Origin of the sequence: Comamonas sp., assembly GCF_009360615.1 — a bacterium.
In the GTDB taxonomy this organism is placed as follows: Bacteria; Pseudomonadota; Gammaproteobacteria; order Burkholderiales; family Burkholderiaceae_C; genus Comamonas.
The window spans coordinates 39,979-53,474 of record NZ_SPEY01000045.1 but is presented as its reverse complement, the minus strand read 5'-3'; the positions used below and the strand labels follow the sequence as shown (position 1 = coordinate 53,474).

14 protein-coding genes and 1 tRNA gene are annotated in these 13,496 nt (G+C 61.1%); 1 reads left to right on the top strand and 14 read right to left on the bottom strand.

What is annotated here, in order from left to right:
• From E2583_RS13780 to rpsO, 14 genes are all read right to left on the bottom strand, one after another.
• A partial coding sequence (locus E2583_RS13780; RefSeq protein ID WP_291596588.1) for an NADH-quinone oxidoreductase subunit H occupies positions 1-895 on the bottom strand: 895 nt, incomplete at its 3' end.
• On the bottom strand, positions 892-3,009 hold the full coding sequence (gene nuoG / locus E2583_RS13775; protein WP_291596586.1) for an NADH-quinone oxidoreductase subunit NuoG: 2,118 nt from the start codon (positions 3,007-3,009) through the stop codon (positions 892-894). The genes nuoG and E2583_RS13780, both read right to left, overlap by 4 nt.
• A 23-nt stretch (positions 3,010-3,032) precedes the next feature.
• Positions 3,033-4,397, bottom strand: a complete 1,365-nt coding sequence (nuoF, locus tag E2583_RS13770; protein ID WP_291596583.1) for an NADH-quinone oxidoreductase subunit NuoF — start codon at positions 4,395-4,397, stop codon at positions 3,033-3,035.
• Positions 4,394-4,885, bottom strand: a complete 492-nt coding sequence (gene nuoE / locus E2583_RS13765; RefSeq protein ID WP_291596581.1) for an NADH-quinone oxidoreductase subunit NuoE — start codon at positions 4,883-4,885, stop codon at positions 4,394-4,396. Before nuoE ends, nuoF begins: the two co-directional genes overlap by 4 nt.
• Entirely contained in the window at positions 4,882-6,135 is a 1,254-nt protein-coding gene (locus tag E2583_RS13760) for an NADH-quinone oxidoreductase subunit D (protein ID WP_291596579.1), read from the bottom strand. Before E2583_RS13760 ends, nuoE begins: the two co-directional genes overlap by 4 nt.
• 29 nt (positions 6,136-6,164) lie before the next feature.
• Entirely contained in the window at positions 6,165-6,776 is a 612-nt protein-coding gene (locus tag E2583_RS13755; protein WP_291596577.1) for an NADH-quinone oxidoreductase subunit C, read from the bottom strand.
• A gap of 9 nt (positions 6,777-6,785) precedes the next feature.
• Entirely contained in the window at positions 6,786-7,265 is a 480-nt protein-coding gene (locus E2583_RS13750; RefSeq protein WP_003057832.1) for an NADH-quinone oxidoreductase subunit B family protein, read from the bottom strand.
• A gap of 22 nt (positions 7,266-7,287) precedes the next feature.
• A complete protein-coding gene (locus E2583_RS13745; protein ID WP_003057834.1) occupies positions 7,288-7,647 on the bottom strand; it encodes an NADH-quinone oxidoreductase subunit A in 360 nt (119 codons plus the stop codon).
• Between the two features lie 74 nt (positions 7,648-7,721).
• Positions 7,722-7,806 (bottom strand) — tRNA-Leu (locus E2583_RS13740).
• Positions 7,807-7,925: 119 nt separating this feature from the next.
• The gene (secG, locus tag E2583_RS13735; protein WP_291596573.1) at positions 7,926-8,303 is read right to left on the bottom strand and encodes a preprotein translocase subunit SecG; all 378 of its coding nucleotides are present in this window, start codon (positions 8,301-8,303) and stop codon (positions 7,926-7,928) included.
• Positions 8,304-8,360: 57 nt separating this feature from the next.
• Positions 8,361-9,107: a triose-phosphate isomerase gene (gene tpiA, locus E2583_RS13730; RefSeq protein WP_291596571.1), complete on the bottom strand. Its 747-nt coding sequence runs from the start codon at positions 9,105-9,107 to the stop codon at positions 8,361-8,363.
• Positions 9,104-10,096: an NAD(P)H-quinone oxidoreductase gene (locus E2583_RS13725; protein ID WP_291596592.1), complete on the bottom strand. Its 993-nt coding sequence runs from the start codon at positions 10,094-10,096 to the stop codon at positions 9,104-9,106. The genes tpiA and E2583_RS13725 overlap by 4 nt, the downstream gene beginning before the upstream one ends.
• Before the next feature lie 146 nt (positions 10,097-10,242).
• Positions 10,243-12,495 (bottom strand): polyribonucleotide nucleotidyltransferase, encoded by a 2,253-nt coding sequence (pnp, locus tag E2583_RS13720; protein ID WP_291596569.1) that lies wholly within the window; start codon positions 12,493-12,495, stop codon positions 10,243-10,245.
• A gap of 205 nt (positions 12,496-12,700) precedes the next feature.
• A complete protein-coding gene (gene rpsO / locus E2583_RS13715; protein WP_003057844.1) occupies positions 12,701-12,967 on the bottom strand; it encodes a 30S ribosomal protein S15 in 267 nt (88 codons plus the stop codon).
• Between the two features lie 233 nt (positions 12,968-13,200).
• Here rpsO and E2583_RS13710 point away from each other — a divergent pair, with 233 nt between their 5' ends.
• The gene (locus tag E2583_RS13710) at positions 13,201-13,488 is read left to right on the top strand and encodes a hypothetical protein (RefSeq protein WP_291596567.1); all 288 of its coding nucleotides are present in this window, start codon (positions 13,201-13,203) and stop codon (positions 13,486-13,488) included.
• The last annotated feature ends 8 nt before the right edge of the window (positions 13,489-13,496 follow it).

Here is a 13,496-nt window from a genome sequence, read left to right as displayed (position 1 = left end):
TCCAACCGGGGATGAAGCCCAGGAAGTCGAACGGAGGCAGCCAGCCGCCCAGGAACATGATCACGGCCAGGATGGAGACCAGCCACATGCTCGCGTACTCGGCCAGGAAGAAGACCGCAAAGCCCATGCCCGAGTACTCGACCATGTGACCTGCCACGATTTCGGCTTCACCCTCGACCACGTCAAAGGGGTGACGGTTGGTTTCGGCAACGACCGAGATCAGGTAGACGATGAAGATAGGCAGCAGCGGCAGCCAGTTCCAGGACAGGATGCTCACGCCCATGGAGGCGAACTGGCCCTGACCCTGGCTCATCACGATGGCCGACAGATTCATGCTGCCCGTGACCATGATGACCACCAGGAAGCAGAAGCCCAGCGCGATTTCGTAGCTGACCATCTGGGCAGAGGCACGCAGTGCGCCCAGGAAGGCGTACTTGGAGTTGGAGGCCCAGCCCGCAATGATCACGCCATAGACTTCGATGGAAGTGATGGCCATCAGCAGCAGCAGACCCGCGTTCACATTCGCCAGGGCCACGTCGGGGGCAAAGGGAATCACCACCCAGGCCGCCAGGGCCGGCATGATGGCCATGACAGGACCTACGTAGAACAGGCCCTTGGCAGCGGCCGTGGGCTGGATCAGTTCCTTGGTCAGCAGCTTGAGGCCGTCAGCCAGAGGCTGCAGCAGACCCGAGGGACCCACGCGATTGGGGCCCAGACGGATTTGCATGAAACCCAGCAGCTTGCGTTCCCACAATGTGAGGTAGGCAACGGCACCCATCAGGGGAGCCACGATGGCCACGATGCCGAGCAGAATCCAGATGACGGGCCAGGCCACATCGGTCCAGAAAGGAGCTGCGGACAGGCCCGCGCCCCAGGCTTTCAATGCGTCGATCATGCGGCGCCTCCCTCACGAACCTGACGCGCGTCAGCCGTCAATTGCAGCGACGTGGCGCGGCGCACGATGCTGTCGAGCTGGTAAATGCTGGCGACTGCAGGCGCAGTCACCGTGCCGGCAGGCACTGCGCTCACGGCCGGGGCCGCGTTGCTCAGCACCTGGGCGGGCACCTGGGTAGCGCCGCCGGTGGCGGCTGCCAGCACGTCCTGGGACGTCTCATAGTCCACGCCCTGAACGCCCATCAGGTTGGCGAGCACGCGCAGCACCTTCCATGCAGGACGCGTCTCGGCCAGAGGCTTGACCACGGCATGGAAGCTCTGCAGTCGGCCTTCGGCGTTGACGAAGCTGCCCGAGGTTTCCGTGAACGGAGCAATCGGCAGCAGCACATCGCTGAATTCCAGATTGGCCTTGAACGGGCTCAGCGTCACCACCATCTCGGCCTTGTTCAGGCCGGCGATGGCGGCCTTGCCGGCAGCGCTGTCGAACTCGGGCTCGTTGTTCAGCAAGATGACGGCCTTCAGGCCACCGTCAATCATCTGAGCCGCATTCAGACCGTTGCCGGCAGGCATGGCCTTGACCCATTGCGCACCCACGGTGTTGGCGGCTTCGGTCAGGTAGCCCACGGCGGCGCCAGTCTGTTCGGCCACCCAGTTGGCCAGGGCCAGCAGTGCAGAGGCCTGGGCATGGTGTGCTGCGGCATTGCCCAGCAGCACGGCCTTCTGATCGCCGGCCAGCAAGGCAGCGGCGATCGCCTTGGCTTCTTCATGGGCCTGGCCGGCCACAGGCGCCGTCACGCCCTTGGCCTCGGCCACGGCGGCGGCCACATCGGCCAGGGCCTGAGCCCAGTCGCCGGCGGCGACCACCGATGCGTTGACGGGCAAGGCCCAGTCATAGACGCGATCGTTGATGGCGAAGACCTTGCAACCCTTCTTGGCAGCCTGGCGGATGCGCTGAGCGAACAGCGGATGGTCCTTGCGCAGGTTGGAGCCCACGATCAGAGCCGACTGCAAATTGCTCAATGCAGCGATGGGCAGACCCATCCACTGCACGCCTTGCGTGGCAGCGAACTCGGCGTTGCGCAGACGGTAGTCGATGTTCTCACTACCGATGCCGCGCACCAGCTTTGCGGCCAGGAACAGCTCTTCCACCGTGCTGTGCGGGCTGACCAGAGCGCCGACGGCGCTGGCGCCATGGCTGCTCTTGATCTGTTGCAGGCCGTTGGCCACATACTCCAGGGCAGTCTGCCAGTCGACTTCCTTCCACTCACCGCCCTGCTTGAGCATGGGCTTGGTGAGGCGATCGTCGCCGTTCAGCGCTTCGTAGGAGAAGCGGTCGCGGTCGGCAATCCAGCATTCGTTGACTTCTTCGTTCTCGAAGGGCACAACGCGCATGACCTTGTGGTTCTTGACCTGAACGATCAGGTTGGAACCTGTGGAGTCATGGGGAGCCACCGACTTGCGGCGCGACAGTTCCCAGGTACGGGCGCTGTAGCGGAAGGGCTTGCTGGTCAACGCACCCACAGGGCAGATGTCGATCATATTGCCCGACAGCTCGGAGTCCACGCTATCGCCCACCACGGTGGTGATCTCGGAGTGCTCGCCGCGATGGATCATGCCCAGCTCCATGACGCCGGCCACTTCCTGACCGAAGCGCACGCAACGTGTGCAGTGAATGCAGCGGCTCATTTCCTCCATGGAAATCAGCGGCCCCACGTTCTTGTGGAACACCACGCGCTTTTCTTCTTCGTAGCGCGAAGAGCTGCTGCCATAACCCACTGCCAAGTCCTGGAGCTGGCATTCGCCGCCCTGGTCGCAGATGGGGCAGTCCAGCGGGTGATTGATGAGCAGAAACTCCATCACCGACTGTTGTGCCTTGATGGCCTTCTCGCTCTTGGTGCGCACGATCATGCCCTGCGTCACTGGCGTGGCGCAGGCGGGCATGGGCTTGGGAGCCTTTTCCACATCCACAAGGCACATGCGGCAGTTGGCCGCAATGGATAGCTTCTTGTGGTAGCAGAAGTGAGGAATGTAGGTGCCGGCCTTCTCGGCTGCATGCATGACCATGCTGCCTTCCGTCACCTCGACCTTTTTTCCGTCCAGTTCAATTTCAACCATATGCTTGTCTCGCGATCAGGCGCTCATGCAGCCTGTTTGGAAGCGTTCTGGATCTTCGCTTCGAACTCGTGGCGGAAGTGCTTGATCATGGCGCGAACCGGCATGGCTGCCGCGTCGCCGAGCGCACAGATGGTGCGGCCCATGATGTTCACGGATACCGAGTCCAACAGCTCGATATCTTCCGGACGGCCTTCGCCGTGCTGAATACGGTTCACCACGCGCCACAGCCAGCCCGTGCCTTCACGGCAGGGCGTGCACTGGCCGCAGGACTCGTGCGAATAGAAGTACGACAGACGCAGCAGGCACTCGACCATGTCGCGCGAATCATCCATCACGATCACGGCGCCCGAGCCCAGCATGGAGCCGGCCTTGGAGATGGAGTCATAGTCCATCGTGCAGTCCATGATGATGTCGGCAGGCAGCACGGGCGACGAAGAGCCGCCGGGGATCACGGCCTTGAGCTTGCGACCGGTGCGCACACCGCCCGCCAGCTCCAGCAGCTTGCTGAAAGGCGTGCCCATGGGAACTTCGTAGTTGCCGGGCAGGTTCACGTCACCGCTGACCGAGAAGATCTTGGTGCCGCCGTTGTTGGGCTTGCCGCATTCCAGATAGGCTTGGCCGCCGTTGCGGATGATCCAGGGAACGGCCGCAAAAGTCTCTGTGTTGTTGATGGTCGTGGGCTTGCCGTACAGACCGAAGCTGGCAGGAAAAGGCGGCTTGAAGCGGGGCTGCCCCTTCTTGCCTTCCAGCGATTCCAGCAAAGCGGTTTCCTCGCCGCAGATATAGGCACCAAAACCATGATGGGCATGCAGCTGGAAGCTGAAGCTGCTGCCCAGGATGTTGTCACCCAGATAACCGGCGGCACGGGCTTCCTCCAGGGCGGCCTCGAAGCGCTCGTAGACTTCGAAGATTTCGCCGTGGATGTAGTTGTAGCCGATGCTGATGCCCATCGCGAACGCGGCAATGATCATGCCTTCGATCACGATGTGCGGGTTGAACATCAGAATGTCGCGGTCCTTGCAGGTACCGGGCTCGCCCTCGTCCGAGTTGCAGACCAGGTGCTTCTGACCGGGAAACTGGCGCGGCATGAAGCTCCACTTCAGGCCCGTGGGAAAGCCTGCGCCGCCACGGCCACGCAGACCGGATTCCTTGAGTGTCGCGATGACCTGATCTTGCGTCAGGCCTTCGCCGCCATCCTTGCCCAGCAGCTTGCGCAGAGCCTGATAGCCGCCGCGTGCCTCATAGTCCTTGATGGACCAGTTGCTGCCGTTCAGATCTGCATAGATCTGGGGGTTGATGTGGCGATCATGGAAGCAGGTTTCCTTGCCGGTCGATGCGAACTTGGCCAGCACGGCATTGGCGGCAGGATTGTTCAGGATCGTGCTCATGCCTTGCCCTCCGCTGCACGCAGGCCGTCAACCAGCTCGTCGAGCTTTTCATTGCTCATGAAGCTGCACATGCAACGATCGTTGACCAGCATCACGGGAGAATCGGCGCAGGCACCCAGACACTCGGACTGTTGCAGCGTGAACAGGCCGTCCTTGGTGGTCTCGCCCATCTTGATGCCCAGCTTGTGCTCCAGGTAGTGCAGGGCCTTGTAGCCGTCGCGCAGCTGGCACGGAAGATTGGTGCAGACATTGAGCTTGTACTTGCCAACGGGTTGCTGGTTGTACATGTTGTAGAAAGTGGTGACTTCATGCACCGCAATCTCGGGCATGCCCAGGACTTCGGCAATCACTGCCTCGCTTTCCTGGCTGACCCAGCCCTGCTCCTGCTGCACGATAGACAGGCAAGCCATGACGGCAGACTGCTTCTGGTCAGCCGGATACTTTGCCACCTCACGCGCAAAGCGTTCTCTGGTCGCTTCGGTAATCATCGGTCAACGTCTCCAAACACGATGTCCAGGGTACTGAGCACCATCACGGCGTCAGCCAGCATATGGCCACGGCTCAGTTCATCGAGAGCAGCCATGTGCGCAAATCCTGGTGGACGAATCTTCAGTCGATAGGGCTTGTTGGCACCATCGCTGATCAAATAAATGCCGAACTCACCCTTTGGGTGCTCGACGGAAGCGTACGCCTCGCCTTCGGGAACCTTGAAGCCTTCGGTAAAGAGCTTGAAGTGGTGAATCAGCTCTTCCATGTTGGACTTCATGGCCTCACGGCTTGCGGGCGCCACCTTGTGGTTGTCCGTGATCACCGGGCCGGGATTGGCACGCAGCCAGTCCACGCACTGCTTGATGATCTTGTTGGACTCGCGCATTTCCGCCATGCGAACCAGATAGCGGTCGTAGCAGTCGCCCGTGGCTCCCACCGGAATGTCGAAGTCCAGCTTGTCGTAGACCTCGTAGGGCTGGGTCTTGCGCATGTCCCAGGGCAGACCCGAGGCGCGCAGCATGGGGCCGGTCAGACCCAGATTGATGGCGCGCTCTGCAGACACCACGCCGATACCGACGTTACGCTGCTTCCAGATCCGGTTGTCGGTCAGCAGGGTTTCGTACTCGTCCGCGCACTTGGGGAAGCGCTGCGTGAAAGCATCGATGAAATCCAGCAGGGAACCCTTGCGGTCTTCATTCATGGCCTCCATGGAGCGCACGTTGCGCACCTTGCTGGCCTTGTACTGGGGCATGCTGTCCGGCAGGTCGCGATACACGCCGCCAGGACGGAAGTAGGCCGCGTGCATGCGTGCACCCGATACGGCCTCATACATGTCCATCAGTGCTTCACGCTCGCGGAAGCTGTAGATCAGGATGGTGGAGCTGCCGGCATCGTTGCCCGAGGAGCCCAGCCACATCAGGTGATTCATGATGCGGGTGATTTCCGAATACATCACGCGGATGTACTGGGCGCGGATGGGCACTTCAATGCCCATCAGCTTTTCGATGGCCAGGCAGTAAGCATGCTCGTTGCTCATCATCGAGCAGTAATCCAGGCGGTCCATGTAGGGCAGCGACTGGATGTAGGTCTTGCTTTCGGCCAGCTTTTCGGTCGCTCGGTGCAGCAGGCCGATGTGCGGGTCGGCGCGCTGCACCACTTCGCCATCGAGCTCCAACACCAGACGCAGCACACCGTGCGCTGCCGGGTGCTGCGGACCAAAGTTCAGGGAATAGTTCTTGATTTCAGCCATGGTCTTCCGTCAAAAGGCGACGCGCGCCTTCAGTGCAGGCCTCCGCCATAGTTTTCTTCACGAATGATGCGCGGCGTGATTTCGCGCGGCTCGATCGTGACGGGCTGGTACACCACGCGTTGCTGTTCGGCGTCGTAGCGCATCTCCACGTGACCGGACAGGGGGAAATCCTTGCGGAACGGATGGCCGATGAAGCCATAGTCGGTCAGGATGCGACGCAGGTCTTCGTGACCTTCGAAGACGATGCCGAACAGATCGAACGCTTCGCGCTCGAACCAGTTGGCCGAATTCCAGATCGGATTGACCGAAGGCACCACGGGGAAATCGTCATCGGCACAGTACACGCGCACACGCAGGCGCTGGTTCAGCGTCAGGGACATCAGGTGGGACACCACGGCAAAACGCGGACCGTCCTTGCCGACTTCCGCATAGGTGGAGTAATCCACGCCACACAGATCCAGCAGCATCTCGAACTGGCAGCCCGGCGCGTTGCGCAGAATCTGCATCACATCCAGATACTGGTCGGCTGAGACCTCCACCGTCACTTCGCCGTAAGCCAGAGTGACAGAGCGCGCCTTGTCACCCAAGGCAGCCGTAACCACATCCCGAAGCTTTTCGGGGTGAATCGCAATTGCAGTCATCTCAGCCCTTTAAACGCGAGCGATGGTGTGGGTACGACGAATCTTCTGCTGCAGCTGAATGATGCCGTAGATCAGCGCTTCCGCTGTCGGAGGGCAACCAGGCACATAGACGTCGACGGGAACGATGCGATCACAGCCTCGCACCACCGAGTAGCTGTAGTGATAGTAACCACCGCCATTGGCACAGGAGCCCATGGAGATGACCCAGCGCGGCTCGGACATCTGGTCATAGACCTTGCGCATCGCGGGAGCCATCTTGTTGCACAGCGTGCCGGCAACAATCATCAGGTCAGAGTGGCGGGGGCTGGCACGGAACACTTCGGAGCCGAAGCGACCGATGTCATAGCGGGCAGCGGCTGCATGCATCATCTCCACCGCACAGCAGGCCAGGCCAAATGTCATGGGCCAGATCGACCCTGTCTTGGCCCAGTTCACCACCGTGTCATAACTGGTGGTGACGAAGCCTTCCTTCATCACGCCTTCGATCATCGTGTTTCCTCAGAAAAGCTGCTTATTCCCAATCCAGGGCGCCTTTTTTCCACTCGTAGGCAAAGCCCACGACCAGAATGGCCAGGAAAATCAGGACAGCAACAAAACCCACGCCGCCAACATCTTTGAGTGCGACAGCCCAGGGCAGCAGAAATGCGATTTCCAAGTCAAACAGAATGAACAGGATGGCAACCAGGTAATAGCGCACATCAAATTTCATCCGAGCGTCGTCAAACGCCTCGAAACCGCATTCGTAGGGAGAGTTCTTGGCAGCATCAGGGCGATTGGGACCCAGCACGTAGCCGAGAGCCAGGGGTACAACACCCACAGCCATGCCGATAAGAATGAACAGAAGAACGGGAAGGTACTGATCGATGTTCATCGAGTGGGCCTTGTTATGAAAACATGCCTCACCGATCACTGCCTGATCAGCAGGGCAGGTTTTTAGTTATGTGTTGGTGCCGTCGGCGAGACTCGAACTCGCACAGCTTTCGCCACTACCCCCTCAAGATAGCGTGTCTACCAATTCCACCACGACGGCTTCGTCTCAAAGTCCGGCAATCCCTGGAACCTTCGTTGCAAAGATTCTGATCCCCAGACAATCCCTAGATTCTAGCCTGAAAAACCCCGCTCTTCGGGGTTCCCCAGGTTTTTCTCAAATTATTTTGTTGGGATCTGGGCTGCACCCTCCGCACCGGCGGCCGGAGCAGCAGGAGGAGGCACGGCTGCATCACCAGCAGCCGCAGGCGCAGGCGCCGAGACCGCAGCGCCTTCGAGCACGCTGCCCGAGCTCACGGGGCGGGCATTGCCCAGATAAGCCAGAGCCAGTGTCGACACAAAGAAGACCGTGGCAAGTGCCGCCGTGGAGCGCGACAGGAAGTTGGCGCTGCCCGAGGCACCAAACAGGCTGCCCGACGAACCGCTGCCGAAGGAGGCTCCCATATCGGCACCCTTGCCGTGCTGCATGAGGATGAGACCGATCATGCCCAGAGCGGCCAGCATCTGGACCGCGAGAATGACGCTGGAAAAGACGTTCATATCAAAACCTAAAAATCTGAATCATTGCGCACCGCACCGAGGTGCAGTGCAGACGAATTATTGCGCTGCCGCAATAATGGTGAGGAAATCCGGGGCCTTGAGAGCCGCGCCACCGATCAGGCCGCCGTCAATGTCGGCCTGAGCCAGCAGCTGCGCCGCATTGCCCGCATTCATGCTGCCGCCGTAGAGCAGAGGCACGCGACCGGCCTTGTCGCTGGCTGCTGCCAGCTGCGCTCGCAACACGGCGTGAACCTGCTGCGCCTGCTCGGGGGTGGCGGTCTTGCCGGTACCGATGGCCCAGACAGGCTCATAGGCGACCACCAGCTCGCTCACGCAGTGACCGACCTGATGAATCACGGCCGCCAGCTGACGCTTGACCACTGCCTCGGTCTGGCCCGCTTCACGCTCCGCCAGGGTCTCGCCCACGCAGACGATGGGTGTGATGCCCTTGGCCAGCGCAGCCTGGGCCTTGGCGGCAACCACCGCGTCCGTCTCGCCATGGTACTGACGACGCTCGGAGTGACCGACCAGCGCATAGCGCACGCCAAATTCCTTGAGCATGGAGGCCGAAGCCTCACCCGTGTAGGCGCCCTGCTCGTGCTGGGACACATCCTGCGCGCCCAGACCGATCGAGGTACCTGCAAGTTCCGCCTGGACCTGAGCCAGGTAGGGCGCAGGAGCAGCCACAGCCACCCCCGCCTTGTTGCCAGCAGGCAACCCCTGCTTGATGGCCTGCAGCAAAGCGGCATTGGCAGCCAGGCTGCCGTTCATCTTCCAGTTGCCAACAATGAGTTTTTGCTTCATGTTTCCCAAGTCAAAACGATTTTTCCGGTGTGCTGGCTGGATTCCATCAGCGCATGAGCCTGCGCCGCATCGGCAGCATCGAATTCACGATAAATGGCAGGGCGCACCCGACCCGACTCCAGCAGGGGCCAGACATTGCGCTTGAGCGCCTCGGCGATCGCCGCCTTGAAGGCCACGGAGCGCGGACGCAGCGTGGAGCCGGTCACGGTCAGTCGCTTGCGCAGCACCAGGCCGGCATCGAACTCGGCCTTGACGCCGCCCTGCACTGCGATGATGACCAGCCGGCCGTCAGGAGCCAGACATTGCACCTCGCGCGCCACATAGTTTCCGGCCACCATGTCGAGAATGACATTGACGCCCTCCCCGGCCGTGATGCGCAGCACTTCTGCCGCGAAGTCCTGGGTCTTGTAGTTGATGGCGTGATCGGCTCCGAGCTTGAGGCAGTCGTCACACTTGGCATCACTGCCCGCCGTGACAATGACCTTCGCGCCCCAGGCCTTGGCCAGCTGAATCGCCGTCACGCCAATGCCGCTGCTGCCGCCCTGCACCAGCAAGGTCTCACCAGGCTGCAGAGCTCCCCGGTCAAACACATTGCTCCAGACCGTGAAAAAGGTCTCCGGCAAGGCCGCGGCCTGGACATCGCTGAAACCCGCCGGCACCGGCAGACACTGGGCCACGGGCGCCGCACAGAAACTTGCATAGCCACCGCCCGCCACCAGCGCACAGACGCGGTCGCCGAGCTTGAAGCCGGCATTGCGCATGGCAGCCTCGTCACCCGCCACGATCACACCCGCCACCTCAAGCCCCGGCAGATCGGAGGCACCGGGAGGTGGCGCGTAATGACCTTTGCGCTGCAGCACATCGGGCCGATTGATGCCGCTGGCGGCAACGCGAATCAGCACCTCCCCTTGTGCCGCCGCCGGCACGGGACGTACACCCATGCGCAGCACGTCTGGCGCACCATAGCCGGTGATCTCCACGGCTCGCATTGTGTTGGCTTCCATAGTCAGGCTTTGCTTTATCAAAGAATTCAGGCTCAAACGCTTATGCAGAAAGCGCTAGCAGCTACAAGATCAGGATCATCCAGCAAACGACAAAACAGGAGACCGCCTCACGGCGACCTCCTGCTCAGCCATTACTGCTGCTGTTGCTGCTGCTCGTCGGCAGTTGCACGGCTCTCGCGCGGCTCGCGGTTTTCACGGGGTTCGCGATTCTGGCGAGGAGCGCGTTCACGGTACTCGCGATCGCCACGGGGTTCACGAGGCTCGCGCGGCTCGCGCTCGGGCATGCCGGCAGGACGCTCGGTCAGCGCCTTCATCGAGAGCTTGACACGACCCTTGTCGTCGGTTTCCAGAACCTTGACCTTGACCACTTGACCCTCCTGCAGGTAGTCGGTGACCTTTTCCACGCGTTCGTGGGCGATCTGGCTGATATGCAGCAGACCGTCCTTGCCGGGCAGCAGATTGACCAGGGCACCGAATTCCAGGATCTTGACGATGGGGCCTTCGTAGACCTTGCCGATTTCGACTTCGGCCGTGATCTGCTCGATGCGCAGCTTGGCGGCTTCGGCCTTGGCGCCGTCGGTGGCGGCAATGGTGATGGTGCCGTCTTCCTCGATGTTGATCTGGGTGCCGGTCTCTTCGGTCAGCGCACGGATGGTGGCGCCGCCCTTGCCGATCACGTCACGGATCTTCTCGGGGTTGATCTTCATGGTGTAGAGCTTGGGCGCGAAGCTGGAGACTTCGGTCTTGGCTTCACCCATGGCTTCCTGCATCTTGCCCAGGATGTGCATGCGCGCTTCCTTGGCCTGAGCCAGGGCGACCTGCATGATTTCCTTGGTGATGCCCTGGATCTTGATGTCCATCTGCAGGGCAGTGATGCCATTGGTGGTACCAGCCACCTTGAAGTCCATGTCGCCCAGGTGATCTTCGTCACCCAGGATGTCGGTCAGCACGGCGAACTTGTTGTCTTCCTTGATCAGACCCATGGCGATACCGGCCACATGTGCCTTCATGGGCACGCCGGCGTCCATCATGGACAGGCAGCCGCCGCAGACGGAAGCCATGGACGAGGAGCCGTTGGACTCGGTGATTTCCGACACCACCCGGATGGTGTAGGGGAACTCTTCCTTGGTCGGCAGGCAAGCAGCCAGAGCGCGCTTGGCCAGACGACCGTGGCCGATTTCACGGCGCTTGGTCGAGCCCATGCGGCCCACTTCGCCGGTCGCAAAGGGAGGCATGTTGTAGTGGAACAGGAAGCGGTCCTCGAACTCGCCAGCCAGCGCGTCGATCTTCTGTGCATCGCGCTCGGTACCCAGCGTGGAGATCACCAGGGCCTGGGTTTCACCGCGCGTGAACAATGCGGAGCCGTGGGTGCGGGGCAGCACCGAGGAGCGGATTTCGATGGGGCGTACGGTACGGGTGTCGCGGCCGTCGATACGGGGCTCACCTGCCAGGATCTGCGAACGCACGATGCGGGCCTCGATATCGAACAGCATGCCTTCGACCTTGACACCGTCGAATGCCAGACCCTGCTCGGTCAGAGCCGCCTTGACATCGGCGTAAGCCGTGCGGCAGGCCAGGGTACGCACCTGCTTGTTGCGCTCCTGGTACGCGGCGCGCAGCTTGGCTTCGCCCAGCTCTGTGACCTTGGCGATCAGCGCTTCATCCTTGGCGGGAGCGGTCCAGTCCCATGCGGGCTTGCCACCTTCGCGCACCAGGTCATGGATGGCGTCGATGGCGATCTTGCCCTGCTCATGGCCGAACACCACGGCACCCAGCATCACTTCTTCAGGCAGCTGCAGGGCTTCGGACTCCACCATCAGCACGGCGGATTCGGTACCGGCAACGACCAGATCCATCAGCGAATCCTTGCGCTGGGTCTGACCGGGATTCAGCACATATTCGCCGTTGATATAGCCCACGCGAGCAGCACCGATGGGGCCGCTGAAGGGAATGCCGGACACGGCCAGGGCCGCCGACGTGGCGATCATGGCCGCAATGTCGGCGTCGACTTCGGGATTCAGCGAAATGGTGTGGATGACCACATGCACGTCGTTGTAGAAGCCTTCGGGGAACAGAGGACGGATGGGACGGTCGATCAGACGCGAAGTCAGCGTCTCCAGCTCGGAAGGCTTGGCTTCGCGCTTGAAGAAGCTGCCGGGGATCTTGCCGGCGGCGTAGGTCTTCTCGATGTAGTCGACGGTCAGGGGAAAGAAGTCCTGGCCGGCCTTGGCGATCTTGGAACCCACGACCGTGGCCAGCACCACGGTGTCGTCGATGTTGACCAGCACGGCGCCGGAGGCCTGACGCGCGATTTCGCCGGTTTCCATGGTGACCGTATGCTGGCCCCACTGGAAAGTCTTGGTAACTTTGTTGAACATGGTCATATTGACTCCTTTATGAATAGCTGGATGCGTTCATCCAGTCTTGATTTGGAGTGCAAACAGAACACGATGCCATTCCAGTGCTGCGCTAAACGCTATGAATAGTGAAGCATTGGAATGACACAGCTTCGCTCTGTTTTGCGAACTCCGAAGTAAAAAACGCCTGAGCTAGGCAATCTAACTCAGGCGTTTCGATCTTTCACAGTGCTTACTTGCGCAGGCCCAGCTTGGCGATCAGTGCGGTGTAGCGGTCAGCGTCCTTGGACTTCAGGTAGTCCAGCAGCTTGCGGCGGCGGCTCACCATGCGCAGCAGACCGCGGCGACCGTGGTGGTCCTTGGCGTTAGCCTTGAAGTGGGGAGTCAGTTCGTTGATGCGAGCTGTCAGCAGAGCCACTTGCACTTCGGGGCTACCAGTGTCGTTTTCGGAACGGGCATTGGCCTTGACAACTTCAGCCTTCTTATCGGCAGCGATCATTTTGTTTTCCTTGGGATTTGGCCCTCGGCGGGGAGGACCTTGGTTACTTGCGCCAAGACTGGAAAGGCCTCAGCGTGCGTCTTGCACCATGCAAAACCAGGCAATTATATCAAGAGCTGATTTATTCCCCATGCTGCAGCATGGCCAGCCTCAGATTCAGGCAGGCAAACCCGCTTGCCGACGCCAGTGTCTGGCACTGACAATGCGTCATCACCTCCGACCCGGAACGCGCCATGATCCGACTGCACCGACGCCACCTGCTTGCCCATCTCTGCACCGCAGCACTGGCGACAGTTGCGCTTGCCCATCTGCCCGCACTCGCGGCCAGTGCAGGGGGCGAACGCGGCCACAAGGCCGCCAAAAAGCATGGCAACAAGATCAAGATTCAGAACAGCCGCAGCAGCTCGGAGGAAACCACCGCCGAACGCGACAGACGACTGTATCGGGAATGCCAGGGCAGGCCCAACTCCGGAGCCTGTGCGGGATACACCCGACCTCCTCCCAGAGGCCGACGCCTCTAGTCGCGCCA

What these genes read in the sequence shown, in the direction of transcription:
- tpiA (WP_291596571.1), bottom strand. Translation starts at nt 9,107, where the DNA reads ATGAAGCAAAAACTCATTGTTGGCAACTGGAAGATGAACGGCAGCCTG.
- E2583_RS13725 (WP_291596592.1), bottom strand. Translation starts at nt 10,096, where the DNA reads ATGCGAGCCGTGGAGATCACCGGCTATGGTGCGCCAGACGTGCTGCGC.
- pnp (WP_291596569.1), bottom strand. Translation starts at nt 12,495, where the DNA reads ATGACCATGTTCAACAAAGTTACCAAGACTTTCCAGTGGGGCCAGCAT.
- nuoE (WP_291596581.1), bottom strand. Translation starts at nt 4,885, where the DNA reads ATGATTACCGAAGCGACCAGAGAACGCTTTGCGCGTGAGGTGGCAAAG.
- E2583_RS13755 (WP_291596577.1), bottom strand. Translation starts at nt 6,776, where the DNA reads ATGACTGCAATTGCGATTCACCCCGAAAAGCTTCGGGATGTGGTTACG.
- E2583_RS13760 (WP_291596579.1), bottom strand. Translation starts at nt 6,135, where the DNA reads ATGGCTGAAATCAAGAACTATTCCCTGAACTTTGGTCCGCAGCACCCG.
- nuoF (WP_291596583.1), bottom strand. Translation starts at nt 4,397, where the DNA reads ATGAGCACGATCCTGAACAATCCTGCCGCCAATGCCGTGCTGGCCAAG.
- nuoG (WP_291596586.1), bottom strand. Translation starts at nt 3,009, where the DNA reads ATGGTTGAAATTGAACTGGACGGAAAAAAGGTCGAGGTGACGGAAGGC.
- E2583_RS13710 (WP_291596567.1), top strand. Translation starts at nt 13,201, where the DNA reads ATGATCCGACTGCACCGACGCCACCTGCTTGCCCATCTCTGCACCGCA.
- E2583_RS13750 (WP_003057832.1), bottom strand. Translation starts at nt 7,265, where the DNA reads ATGATCGAAGGCGTGATGAAGGAAGGCTTCGTCACCACCAGTTATGAC.
- secG (WP_291596573.1), bottom strand. Translation starts at nt 8,303, where the DNA reads ATGAACGTCTTTTCCAGCGTCATTCTCGCGGTCCAGATGCTGGCCGCT.
- rpsO (WP_003057844.1), bottom strand. Translation starts at nt 12,967, where the DNA reads ATGATCGCTGCCGATAAGAAGGCTGAAGTTGTCAAGGCCAATGCCCGT.
- E2583_RS13745 (WP_003057834.1), bottom strand. Translation starts at nt 7,647, where the DNA reads ATGAACATCGATCAGTACCTTCCCGTTCTTCTGTTCATTCTTATCGGC.